The organism is Arthrobacter sp. Y3223164 (assembly GCF_059091005.1).
Genome location: NZ_JBNHGF010000052.1, coordinates 1 through 12053, shown reverse-complemented (window position 1 = coordinate 12053; position 12053 = coordinate 1). Strand labels below are relative to the sequence as shown.

At 67.5% G+C, this 12053-nt stretch carries 9 protein-coding genes; 5 read left to right on the top strand and 4 right to left on the bottom strand.

What is annotated here, in order from left to right:
• Positions 1 to 1040: 1040 nt before the first annotated feature.
• Together AC5RUJ_RS05015 and AC5RUJ_RS05010 are read left to right on the top strand one after the other, a co-directional pair.
• Complete coding sequence (locus tag AC5RUJ_RS05015) at positions 1041 to 1562, top strand: phosphoribosyltransferase family protein (RefSeq protein WP_494155643.1); 522 nt, start codon at positions 1041 to 1043, stop codon at positions 1560 to 1562.
• A 105-nt stretch (positions 1563 to 1667) separates the two neighbouring features.
• On the top strand, positions 1668 to 2378 hold the full coding sequence (locus AC5RUJ_RS05010; protein ID WP_494075015.1) for a hypothetical protein: 711 nt from the start codon (positions 1668 to 1670) through the stop codon (positions 2376 to 2378).
• A 146-nt stretch (positions 2379 to 2524) separates the two neighbouring features.
• On the opposite strand, the gene AC5RUJ_RS05005 is transcribed toward AC5RUJ_RS05010, so the two are convergent.
• From AC5RUJ_RS05005 to glpK, 4 genes are all read right to left on the bottom strand, one after another.
• Positions 2525 to 3109 (bottom strand): hypothetical protein, encoded by a 585-nt coding sequence (locus tag AC5RUJ_RS05005; RefSeq protein WP_494023043.1) that lies wholly within the window; start codon positions 3107 to 3109, stop codon positions 2525 to 2527.
• A gap of 97 nt (positions 3110 to 3206) precedes the next feature.
• Entirely contained in the window at positions 3207 to 4160 is a 954-nt protein-coding gene (locus tag AC5RUJ_RS05000) for a DegV family protein (RefSeq protein WP_494075014.1), read from the bottom strand.
• A 17-nt stretch (positions 4161 to 4177) separates the two neighbouring features.
• Positions 4178 to 6667 carry a leucine--tRNA ligase gene (gene leuS / locus AC5RUJ_RS04995; protein WP_494075013.1) on the bottom strand — a complete coding sequence of 830 codons (2490 nt, stop codon included), beginning with the start codon at positions 6665 to 6667 and terminating at the stop codon, positions 4178 to 4180.
• Between the two features lie 164 nt (positions 6668 to 6831).
• Entirely contained in the window at positions 6832 to 8346 is a 1515-nt protein-coding gene (glpK, locus tag AC5RUJ_RS04990) for a glycerol kinase GlpK (RefSeq protein ID WP_494075012.1), read from the bottom strand.
• Positions 8347 to 8660: 314 nt separating this feature from the next.
• Between glpK and AC5RUJ_RS04985 the strand changes: the two genes are divergently transcribed.
• The 3 genes from AC5RUJ_RS04985 to AC5RUJ_RS04975 form a co-directional block, all read left to right on the top strand.
• The gene (locus AC5RUJ_RS04985; RefSeq protein ID WP_494075011.1) at positions 8661 to 9539 is read left to right on the top strand and encodes an alpha/beta fold hydrolase; all 879 of its coding nucleotides are present in this window, start codon (positions 8661 to 8663) and stop codon (positions 9537 to 9539) included.
• Positions 9536 to 10621, top strand: a complete 1086-nt coding sequence (locus tag AC5RUJ_RS04980) for a glycosyltransferase family 4 protein (protein ID WP_494023038.1) — start codon at positions 9536 to 9538, stop codon at positions 10619 to 10621. The genes AC5RUJ_RS04985 and AC5RUJ_RS04980 overlap by 4 nt, the downstream gene beginning before the upstream one ends.
• Positions 10622 to 11158: 537 nt before the next feature.
• The coding region (locus tag AC5RUJ_RS04975; RefSeq protein WP_494155642.1) for a DUF222 domain-containing protein at positions 11159 to 12053 on the top strand (895 nt) is incomplete at its 3' end.

Here is a 12053-nt window from a genome sequence, read left to right as displayed (position 1 = left end):
CCGCCGCGGGCGGCTGCCGGAAGCCAGCGGTGTCGGCCCATGCGGCAACACTAGGTCGGCGGTGCTGCGGCCCCGCCGTGCAGCAAACTGTCGTGGACAGCGGCTCCGGCGGCGCCGTCTGTGGAGGAAAGGAATACGCAGCTTCAGGATGGCCGCTGCGGTCCGGACACCTCCGCGGGGACGCCTGTCCTGACACCGACGCCCGCTAGTCTCTGCTTCCCCCCCCTGTTTGACCCACGAGACACGCATGTACCTCTTGACGCGTATTGTCTGTTCGGAAGAAATCAGAAATCTGCATGGACAATCAAATCTCCAGCAATACTGAGTGCATGGGAAACGATCGCCACCGACTAAGTGTCGAAACTGCTACCTCGCACTACACGGAATTTCCCACAGGACGAGAGCACCCGCTGGACTTCCTCGGATTCCTGGTTGACGGTCGGCCACTAAGGCTGCATTGGAGTACTTAGACCGACTGCTGGGACATATGCCGGGTGACTTCGACGACGGGCGTATTGCGCTCCTGCTCTGTCCGGTCTGCGGCGATCTATGGTGCGGCACGGTAAGCATGGAACTGTCGCAGACGCCCCAGACAATCACATGGCAGAGATTCGGCTGGCAGGCCGCTGACGACGAGCCTTGGATCTTCCCGAGCCAGTCCTTCACCTTTGAGCGGACCGAATACGAAAACCTTCTGCAGGATCTTCGGGGGCACTATGAAGAGCGAGCTTCCCGGCCTACGCCGCTCAAAGGTTTTCGACGCTTATTCGCGCCCCGCACGGACCGAAAATAGCGGACATACTGGCCGTAGCCCGTCGACTTCGGGCGTGAAGCAGGAGGTTACCCAAGATAACAAGCCCCCGGATTCGTTCCGAAGTCCCCAAGGGACCGCGGCGGCAGGCCAAGCAACGGGGCATTCTCAGCGCTTTCGCACTCCCACTGGTGGCATGGTTCCAGCTAGGCATGGGGATGCCTGCGAAACGGTCTTGGATATTAGGATTCAGCCCATGGCCGCGAAACCTAGAGCACTCCGACAGCGTATGGCGGAGCTATTCGAGTGGAAAACGACCCGCTCAATCAACCAAAACTACTTCAATCTTTTTAGTTGGTGGCGGGAGCCAGAGGTTTTGGCCGGCATAGGCGAACTGCTCGCCGAACCTTTCCGCGCAGCCGCTCCCACCGTTGTCATTGGCCCGTCCGCCAGCGGGTACCTGACAGGGGCACTGACTGCGTCGACTCTGGGCGTCGGGTTCTGTCCAGTGCCAAAAGACGCAGCCCCAACCTTCGACAGCGATCCCTGGGTCACAGTCACGAGCCAGCCCGACTATAAAGACCGCCACCTTCAACTTGGGCTCCCCAAAGGCCTCATCAGATCCGGAGACCGCGTCCTTGCCGTGGACGATTTGGTCGATACAGGCGGTCAACTCTTGGCGCTCCAACGACTCACCCACGAAATCGGCGCGACGTGGGTTGGAGCATCGGTTCTAATCGACAACCTCAAAGAAAGCCAGCCCCGGCGCCAGTTGAACCTCAAGTCTGTCTTCCACGTTCGAGACTTCTGATCAATCCTGCGAACACCCGCATGCTGCCGCGTCCTGATGTGCGGCGTGCAGGATGGGCGGCAGAGCGGGCGGGGTATCTACCGCCCGCTCTGCAATACTGCAGGCATGGAAACCCTGATGCATCGGCGGGCGTGGCTTGACGATGTGGCGGCTCCAGGCCGCCCCTGGGTAGTGGCCGCTGTGGCTGTCGCAGCCATTGGCATGCTGTTCCTCCTCCTTGAGCTGGCGACCCGGCCCGATGCTGAGCTGTTGCCTGGGTATTTGATCGTGTACGCAGTGATTGGGCTGTTCATTTACGGTCCTGGTCGCAGAGATGTCACTTGGGGCCGCGTCTTGGCATTCGTTCTGCCCGGTTTGTTGATGGTGGCGCTGTGGGTGCTGGGCACCGGCTACTGGGGCGGGCTTTGGTTGCTGGGCCTGCCGGCCTGGGCCATCGTCTGCCGGCGCTGGGACGATTACGGCGGGACGCAGCGGGCGGCAAAGCTGGCACTTTTCGTGGTGCTCCTGGCGGCGTCGTCGCTGTTCTTCGTCTTTTACGGGCTCTACCCGTTTCTCGGTACCGCCCTACTCGCCATCGTGCCGGTAGTACCGCTGGCACACTTCATCGCGTCGCCTGCTTACAGGCAGCGGCTCCTGCGAGCCGCCGTCGAGTTCCTGCTCTCCTGCGCGGTCGTTGCAGTGGCGCTGACGCTGCCGGAGCTCGGATGGGCTTCGCCGCGGGGCTTCGCCGGCGCGGCGGTGCTGGCAGGGCTGTTGATGGCAGCGTGGGCCGGCCGGCGCTCGGTCGCAGTAAAGCCCGGGCCTAGGTACTCCTGAAGCTGGTGTCGCGTTGAGCAACAAATTTCCCGGTACCTGTTAGAGATGATGGCCCCGTCATGGCTACCTACAAACTGGAGCAGCTCGCTTAGGCCTGGCATCACCGCCGGCTTCGCCCGGCGTGCCTCGACCACGGTTGTGAGCGTTCAATCGCCATCGTTTGTTCCGTAGACGAGCCGGTGCAAGGAGTTGAGGCTCATCTCATCAGCTGCCACTTCCACTTCACCGTCGCTCGTTCGGATACTGACCACGCGCTGGTCCCTTCGGAGCTCCTTTCGCGTATGCGGAGGCGGCACCCGTTGCTCGGGGAGTGGCTGGACATGGAGGATTCGGGGGGCTCCGATAGCCTGGTCCAGGCCAAAGGGTTCGATGACGTTGCGCTCTCTGAACACGATGGTGCCTGGTTTGAGCTGAGCCGACCCGGGTGCCCAGCGGTCGCGCAGTGACCCGGGCACAGCGTTGGGGTACCGGAGGAGGCAATCAATGATCCCGCGTTCTTCGATATCCACGATCAGACGCTTGCGTTTGTCGCGTCTCACACCGGCGAGCAGCAGGGCTTCGACGAGGATGACTACCCCGAGGCTGGCGAGGATCCGGGCGCCCAGGTCCGCATTCGGCAGCAGCATATTTGCAGGCAGCAAAGCCACCATGGGCAGCCACCACATGGCGTGATCAGAGATGCGCTCCAGTTTGCTTTTCGGAGCGCGTGTCCATACTTCGGGCGCGGCCATGTTTCATTGTCGTTCCTTCACCTTTGGAATTACTGGCACACGAGTATCGATATGAGAGTTGTGCCGCAGGTAAGCAAAAGGTTGTTCCCCGGAACGACTAGTCCAGGGGCGGCGTCGGCGGACCGACGACCACCGCGACGACGCCCAGGCCGGTGTGGGCGGCCAGGACCGAGGGAACCGGGGTCAGCAGCACCTCGTCGCTCAGGTACTGCTGCAGGGTTTCCGCGATGGCCCGGCTCTCGGTTTCGTTGCCGAAGTAATGCACCGCAACCCGGGGTTCGTAGTCGAGTTCCTCGATCCGGCGCACCACCAGCTGCTGCAGCCGGGCCTGGGCGCGGGCGGCGGTCCGCACCTTCTCCAGCGGCAGGATGGCACCGTCGCGGATGGCCAGCAGCGGCTTGATCGCCAACAGGGAGCCGAGCAGGCCGGAGGCCGCGGAAATCCGGCCGCCGCGGCGCAGCTGGTCCAGGCTGGGCACGTAGAAGAAGACGTCCGAACACACGGCGGCCGCCTTGGCCCGCTCCGTCACGGCCTGCCGGTCGAGACCGCTCTGCGCGGCGATGACGGCGTCAATGACGGCGAATCCCTCACCCAACGCGGCGCTGCGCGTGTCCACCACTTCCACCGGGATGCCCACGCCGTCGGCCGCCAGGCCCGCCGCTTCGATTGTGCCGGAAAGCTCGGCCGAGAGGTGGATGGAGACGATCGCGTCGAAGCCCAGGTCTTCGAGCTCCCGGTAGGTCCGCTCCAGCAGCCCCGGGGACGGCCGCGACGTCTTGATGTCGCGCCCCTCGGCGAGCCCGACCGCCAGGGCGGACGCGACGTCGTCGACGCCTTCCCCGTAAATCTGCCCGGAGATCATGACCGGCATCGGCACCACCCGCAGCCAGTCCGCGGTGTCCGGCTGGTTGACCCAGTCCGCGGGCAGCGAAGCCGCCGAATCCGTGACGACGGCGACCCGGTGCCGCGACGCCTGCCCGGGCCGGGCAGGCGCCTGCTGCTGGTGCAGCAGCTGCCTGGACCGCTGTACGAGGTGCTCGAGCCAATTCATCGGGGCCGGGCCGCCGGTCAGGCCGGCACGATGTTGACCAGCTTCGGCGCGCGCACAATCACCTTGCGCACTCCGCGGCCGTCAAGGGTCCGGATGATCTGCGGCGAGGCCAGGGCGAGCTTCTCCAGCTCGTCCGCGTCGACGTCGGCTGCCACCTCCAGCCGGTCGCGCACCTTCCCGGCTACCTGCACCACGGCCGTCACGGTGTCCTGCACCAGCAGGGACTGGTCTACGGCCGGCCAGGACGCCTTGACCACGGACGGTTCGTGGCCCAGCCGGGCCCAGAGGTCCTCCGCGGTGTAGGGGGCAAACAGGCTCAGGATGATGGCCACGGCCTCGGTGGCCTCGCGGACGGCCGGGTCGGTGGCACCGGGTCCGGCGTCGATGGCCTTGCGGGTGGCGTTGACCAGCTCCATCAGCCGGGCTATGACCACGTTGAACTTGCCGGCATCGAGCAGTTCCGCCGCGTCGGCAACGGTCCGGTGGGTGACCGAGCGCAGGGCGCGGTCGCCGTCGTCGTACTCCGTGCCCGGAGCGGAGGCGACGTCCTGTCCCAGCCGCCAGGCGCGGGCCAGGAACTTGGCCGAGCCGGAGGGAGAGACGTCCGCCCAGTCCACGTCGTCTTCGGGCGGCGAGGCGAAGATCATGGTCAGGCGCACGGCGTCCACGCCGAACTTGTCCAGCTGCTCGCCCAGGTCCACGCCGTTGCCCAGCGACTTGCTCATCGCCTTGCCGCCGTTGAGCACCTGGCCCTGGTTCAGCAGCGCACGGAACGGCTCGTCGAAATCGATCAGGCCCATGTCCTTGAGCACCTTGGTGAAGAACCGGCTGTAGAGCAGATGCAGGATGGCGTGCTCGACGCCGCCGACGTACTGGTCCACCGGCAGCCAGCGGGCTGCGGCGTCCTTCTCGAACGGGCCCTCAGCGTAGTCCGGCGAGGCGAAGCGCAGATAGTACCAGGACGAATCCACGAACGTGTCCATGGTGTCGGTGTCCCGGCGGGCGGCCTTGCCGCAGTTCGGGCAGTCGGTGTTGACCCAGTCCGCGGCCGAGGCCAACGGCGAGGTGCCCTTGGGCGACAGGGCTTCGCCGCGCAGGTCGTCGGGCAGCCGCACGGGCAGCTGGTCATCGGGAACCGGGACCTCGCCGCACTCGTCGCAGTGGACGATCGGGATCGGCGCGCCCCAGAACCGCTGCCGGGACAGCAGCCAGTCGCGCAGCCGGAAGTTCACGGTCTTCTCGCCGGTGCCCGCCGCCTCCACCAGGTCGATGGCGCGGGCGATGGCTTCGGTCTTGGACAGGCCGTCCAGCTCGCCGGAATTGATCAGGGTGCCTTCGCCGCTGGTGGCGATCCCGGTCTCGGCCGGATCCCCTTCCCCGGTGTCGACGACGGCGCGGACCGGCAGGTCGAAGGCCTTCGCGAAGTCGAGGTCGCGCTGGTCGTGCGCCGGCACGGCCATGATGGCGCCGGTCCCGTAGTCGGCCAGCACGTAGTCGGCGGCCCAGACCGGCAGCTTTTCGCCGTTGAGCGGGTTGACCGCGTAGCGGCCTAGGAACACCCCGGTCTTCTCGCGTTCGGTCGACTGGCGCTCGATGTCGGAGAGTGCCTTGATCTGCTCCCGGTAGGCCATCAGGGCATCGTGGTGTTCCGGGGCCACCAGGTCCAGCGCCAGGTGCGCGTCGGCCGCGACCACGAAGAAGGTGGCGCCGTTCAGGGTGTCCGGGCGGGTGGTGAAAACCGTGACATCCTGGGCCGGGCGTCCGCCCGCTTCCTCCACCGTGAAACGGACGTGCGCGCCCTCGGAGCGGCCGATCCAGTTCCGCTGCATCGCCAGCACGCGCTCCGGCCAGTGGCCCTTGAGCTCGTCCATGTCGTCCAGCAGGCGGTCGGCGTAATCGGTGATCTTGAAGTACCACTGGTTCAAGCTCTTCTTGGTCACGGGCGTGCCGCAGCGTTCGCATGCCCCGTTGACCACCTGTTCGTTGGCCAGGACGGTCAGGTCCTTCGGGCACCAGTTGACCGGGGAGTTCTTGCGGTAGGCCAGGCCGCGCTCGTAGAACCGCAGGAACAGCCACTGGGTCCAGCGGTAGTACTCCGGGTCGGAGGTGTGCAGCCGGCGCGACCAGTCGGCGCTGATCGCGTAGCGCTTGAAGGACGCCGCCTGGGTGTCGATGTTGGCGTAGGTCCACTCGCTGGGGTGGGCGTTGCGCTTGATCGCGGCGTTCTCGGCCGGCAGGCCGAAGGAGTCCCAGCCGATCGGGTGCAGGACGTCGTAGCCCTTCAGCCGCCAGTAGCGGGCCACCACGTCGCCCATGGCGAAGGCTTCGGCGTGGCCCATGTGCAGGTCGCCGGAGGGGTAGGGGAACATGTCCAGCACGTAGCGGCGTTCGCGGGAACCGTCGTCGGCGGGAGCGAAGACATCAAGTTCCTCCCACACGGCCGGCCACTTGGCCTCCATGGCGGAGAAACTGTACTCGTGCTGTTCCGTTCCCGGCTGCGTACTCACTGTGCTTGCCTCGTCCTTTTGTCTGTACTGCGCACTGGCCTGACTCCCCTAGACACACAAAAGCCCCTCGGCATCGGAGGGGCGGGCCGCTGAAGCAGGGCCTGGGCCCCGCGGCAGCGGCTAGCTAAGGAGCAGTGCGAACATGGGACCACTTTACCGCACGTTCACAGGACATCGTCGTCGACCCAGTCGAAGGTCCGGGTGACCGCTTTCTTCCACAAACGCAGCCTGCGTTCCCGCTCTTCCGCAGGCATCTGCGGCTCCCACACCTTGTCCTGCATCCAGTTCCGGGCCAGCTGGTCCGTGTCCTCCCAGAATCCGACGGCGAGGCCCGCGGCGTAGGCCGCTCCCAGCGCCGTGGTCTCGGTGACCCGCGGCCGCCTCACGGGAACGCCCAGGATGTCCGCCTGGAACTGCATCAGCGCGTCGTTGGCGACCATCCCGCCGTCGACCTTGAGGCCGGTCAGCGGCACCGCGGCGTCCGCGTTCACCGCGTCCAGGACCTCCCGGGTCTGGAAGGCCGTGGCCTCCAGCGCGGCCCGGGCAATGTGCGCCTTGGTCACAAAGCGGGTCAGGCCGACCAGGGCGCCGCGGGCGTCCTGCCGCCAGTACGGGGCGAACAGGCCCGAGAAGGCGGGCACGAAGTAGCAGCCACCGGTGTCCTCGACCGTGCCCGCCAGTTGCTCCGCCTCTTGGGCGGATGAGACCAGGCCCAGGTTGTCGCGCAGCCACTGGATCAGCGACCCTGCGACGGCGATCGACCCCTCCAGCACATAGTGCGGCGCCGCCTTGCCCAACTGGTAGCCCACGGACGTCAGCAGGCCGTGCGATGACCTGACGATCTCCTCGCCCGTGTTGACCAGCACGAAGCACCCGGTGCCGTACGTGTTCTTGGCCTCGCCGGGGTTGAAGGCCGCCTGCCCGAACGTGGCCGCCTGCTGGTCGCCGAGGATGCCCGCGACCGGGACGTGCCGCAGCAGCTGCGAGCCGTGCACGGTCGCATAGGGCTCGGACGAGGAGCGGATCTCCGGCAGCATGGCGGCCGGCACGCCGAAGGCGTCCAGGATCTCCCGGTCCCATTGGAGCGTGCGCAGGTCCATGAACAGGGTGCGGGAGGCGTTGGTCACGTCGGTGGCGTGCGTGCCGCCGCCCGGCCCGCCGGTCAGGTTCCACAGCACCCAGCTGTCGGTGGTGCCGAACAGCAGCTCGCCGGCCTCGGCCCGTTCCCGCGCCCCGTCCACGTTGCGCAGGATCCAGGCCAGCTTGGTGCCGGCGAAGTAGGGCGCGAGCGGCAGTCCGGTCTGCTCCCGGAAGCGGTCCACGCCGCCCTCGGCGGCCAGTTGATCGCAGATCTGCTGCGTGCGAACGTCCTGCCAGACGATCGCGTTGTACACCGGCCGGCCCGTGCTCTTCTCCCACACCACCGTGGTTTCGCGCTGGTTGGTGATGCCGACGGCGGCGATGTCGTGCCGGGTCAGGCTGGCCCGGGACAGCGCCGTGCCCACCACCTCGCGGGTGTTGTCCCAGATTTCCAGCGGGTCATGTTCCACCCAGCCCGGCTGCGGGAAGATCTGCCGGTGCTCGCGCTGGCCGGTGGAGACCGGCGTCCCGGCGTGGTCGAAAATAATCGCGCGCGTGGAGGTGGTCCCTTGGTCGATCGCCAGCACGAACTCCGCCATCTGTGTCCTCCACGCTCCGATCCGGGCCTCGGTGCCCGGCTGCTGTTGAACCTAACCGGCGGCGCACGGCAGCGTCAATCGAGCGCGCCCTCGCCGTCGTCCGCCGTGCGGCCCGCTTGCGGCGTGTGCCAGCCGGCGCCTGCCTCCGTATCTGCGCCCCGCGCCTGTCCGATGCCGGCCCCCGGCTGTGCCCTCACCTGTGCCGCTCCCGCGGCGGTCGCCGTCGTCGGCCCTGGGCAACATTGGCCGCGCTGCGCGGCAACGCGCCCGCAGGTCGGTAGAGTCGAAGGCATGAAATCAGGAAGGACCCCGGCGTGACCGCCGTTGCCGACCGTGCGGTGCGCCGCGAACTTCTGCTCGACGGCGCCCGGGTGCGCTACTGGGAATATCCCGCGGACGACGACGGCGCGCCCACCCTCCTGGTCATCCACGGCTTCCGCGGTGATCACCACGGGTTGGAACTCGTGGTGGGCCGGCTGCCCGGTTACCGGGTGATCGCCCCCGACCTTCCCGGCTTCGGCGAATCGGAGCCGCTTACTGCCGGCAGCCACGGGATCGAGGGTTACACCCGGTTCCTGCACGCCCTGGCCGGCGAACTCAAGCTGGGCCCGGACACCTACGTCATGGGACACTCCTTCGGGTCCATCGTGGTGGGCCACTACCTGGCGGCGCATCCGGGCAGCTTCCGGGCCGCCGTCCTGGTCAACCCGATCAGCGAACCCGCGCTGCAGGGACCCAAGGCGATCCCCTCCCGGCTCGCCGGGTTCTACTACTTCGCCGGGGCAAAGCTGCCCGAGCGGCTGGGTCTCTGGCTGCTGCGCCACCGGCTGATCGTCCGGGGCATGAGCATCATGATGGCGAAGACCCGCGACCCGCAGCTGCGTTCCTACATCCACGGGCAGCACGACGCCTACTTCAGCGCCTTCGCGAACCGCCGGGTGGTGCTGGAGGCCTTCCGGGCCTCCATCTCCGCCGACGTCGCGCAGGTAGCCGGCCTGCTGGAGCTTCCGGTCCTCCTGATCGCCGGCGAACGGGACGACATCGGTTCCGTGGCCAGCCAGCGCAGGCTCGCGGCGATGATCCCGGACTCCCGGCTGGAAGTGATCCCCGCCGTCGGGCATTTGATCCATTACGAAACCCCGGCAGCGGCGGCCGCCTTCATCCGGGACTTCATCGACGGAATGAGTGCATGAAACTCCTGATTGACGCCCGGTTCACCCGAACCGACCAGCTGGACGGCATCAGCCGCTACGGCGCCAGCCTCATCGAGGCCGCGTCCAGGCTGGCGGACGTGAGCATGCTGATCAACGACGAGCGGCAGCTGCAGTTCCTGCCCGACGTGCCCTGGGTCAAGATCAGCAGTCCCCTCTCCCCCGCCGAACTCTTCGTGGCGCGCCGCGTGAACAAGCTGGGCGCCGACGTCGTCGTCTGCCCGATGCAGACCATGGGCAGTTTCGGCCGCAGATACGGGCTTATCCTGACGCTGCACGACCTGATCTACTACTCCCACCCCAAACCGCCGGGCTTCCTGCCGAAGCCGGTGCAGTGGCTGTGGCGGCTCTACCACAAGGCCTACTGGCCGCAGCGCCTGCTGTTGAACCGTGCGGACACGGTGGCCACCATCAGCCACACCACGCAGGCGCTGATGGAACGTCACCGGCTCACCCGCAGGCCGATCCGGATTGTTTCCAACGCCGCCCAGCCGCAGGGAGCGCCGCGTGATCCCGCCGGCGGCCGCGACAAGACGCTGCTCTACATGGGCTCGTTCATGCCGTACAAGAACGTTGAAACCATCGTTGACGCCATGGCGCTGCTGCCGGACTACCGGCTCCATCTGCTCAGCCCGGTGCGTCCTGATCGGCAGGCCGAACTGGAGGCGCGGGCCGTCGACCCTCGCCGGCTGGTCTTCCACAACGGGATTTCCGACGACGGGTATCAGCAGCTGCTGCGACGGGCCACGGCGCTGGTCACCCTCTCCCGTGACGAAGGCTTCGGCCTGCCGCTGATCGAGGCCATGGCAGCCGGCACACCGGTGATCGCCAGCGATATTCCTATCTTCCGCGAGGTCGGTGGCGGCGCCGTCACGCTCGTGGACCCGGACGAGCCCGCAGACTTCGCAGCGGCGGTGGCGGCGCTCGACCAGCCCGGTGCCTTCCGCGCGGCGTCGGAGGCCAGCATCCGTCGAGCGGCGGCCTACGACTGGAACGAGTCGGCCAAGCAGCTGGTCGCCGCCGCCGAGGAAGTGCTGGAACGACGGCGGGGCCGGTCCCGGTAGTTTGGTGGCCGGCAGGCGGGAAGGAGCCGTTGGATGTCGATCCTGAAGCGCCCGATCGACACGTCGACTCATTTCTTCTTCCCACACCGCGCGAGCGGGTTGAGCTGCGGCTGACGGTGGAGTTCCGTTTCAATGTGGCGCTTTCGAGCAGGGCCCACTCCACCGTTTGCCGTGCTGCCGTCACCTGCACCATCGCTGTCATCGTCACCGCCACCGGCAGCGTCACCGGAGGCGGATGCGGATGCGCATGCGGAGGCCGCACCCTCCGAAACTGTCAGTGGCGGCCGATAGCCTTTTTTCAGTAGCAGTTGTGCACCATCGTTGGCCGCCGGATTCTGGGGTTTGCCGGCGGCGTCTGCGGATCCGTGCAGGGTTCGTGACCGTTCGTAGTCGAGGCCATGCAGTACGCATGCTGAAGATTGAGACGCTGAGATGTTTGATCCGGCCGTACCCGATCCTCCCGCCGCAGCAGTGCTTGCCCCGGTATCACCTGCAGGCAGCGGTTCGAGGCGGGACGCTGGGCCGGACTCGGCACCGGTGGATTCTGCCGCTGTTCGGGCTGCGGCTGCCGCCCTCGAGGGCATCGACGTGGGTGCGTCGGAGCGGGAGTTGGTGGAGGAGCTTACGGCGTTGGAGGGTTTGAAGGCTGCCGCGGCGGCCGCGCAGGCCAGGGTGCAGGTCGCGTTGGAGGAATCGGTGCGTGCCCGCCGTGCCTGCGCCGGGATCCCGAAAGACCGGCAGGGCGCCGGGGTGGCCGCCCAGATCGGGTTGGCCCGGCGCGAGTCCCCGCACCGTGCCGCGGTCCTGCTGAACCTGTCCCGGACCCTGGTCACACAGATGCCGCACACCCTGGCCGCCCTCGCCGCGGGGGACCTGAACGAATACCGGGCCGAGATCCTGGCCCAGGAGACCGGCTGCCTGTCCCCGGAGCACCGGGCCCGGGTGGACCGGGAACTGGCCGGGAACCGGGAGCGATTGCCCGGGCTCGGGAACCGGGCGCTGCGGGTCGAAGCCAAACGCCTGGCCTACCGGCTCGATCCCCGCTCGGTGGTGGACCGGGCGGCGAAGGCCGAAGCGGACCGGCATGTGTCCTCCCGGCCCGAACCGGACACGATGGTCTCGGTCCGGACCCTGCTGCCGGTGGTCCAGGGGGTGGCGGTGATGGCCGCCCTGCACAAGGAAGCGGACCGGCTGCGCAGCCTAGGAGACCCCCGGTCGCGGGGCCAGATGATGGCCGATACCGTGTTCGAACGCGTCACCGGCCGCAGCACCGCCGACCCGGCCCGGCTGGAAATCCAGTTGGTGATGACCGACCGCGCCCTGCTCCGGGGTGAGGCCGAGCCGGCCTGGCTGACCGGGCACGGCATCGTCCCGGCCGGTTACGCCCGCAACCTCACCCGCCCGCCGCAACCGCCGGCAAGCCCGCAACCAC

Excerpts from the sequence above, each read along its gene's own strand:
- AC5RUJ_RS04980 (WP_494023038.1), top strand. The coding sequence starts at position 9,536 with ATGAAACTCCTGATTGACGCCCGGTTCACCCGAACCGACCAGCTGGAC.
- glpK (WP_494075012.1), bottom strand. The coding sequence starts at position 8,346 with ATGGCGGAGTTCGTGCTGGCGATCGACCAAGGGACCACCTCCACGCGC.
- AC5RUJ_RS05005 (WP_494023043.1), bottom strand. The coding sequence starts at position 3,109 with ATGGCCGCGCCCGAAGTATGGACACGCGCTCCGAAAAGCAAACTGGAG.
- AC5RUJ_RS05015 (WP_494155643.1), top strand. The coding sequence starts at position 1,041 with ATGGCGGAGCTATTCGAGTGGAAAACGACCCGCTCAATCAACCAAAAC.
- AC5RUJ_RS05000 (WP_494075014.1), bottom strand. The coding sequence starts at position 4,160 with ATGAATTGGCTCGAGCACCTCGTACAGCGGTCCAGGCAGCTGCTGCAC.
- AC5RUJ_RS05010 (WP_494075015.1), top strand. The coding sequence starts at position 1,668 with ATGGAAACCCTGATGCATCGGCGGGCGTGGCTTGACGATGTGGCGGCT.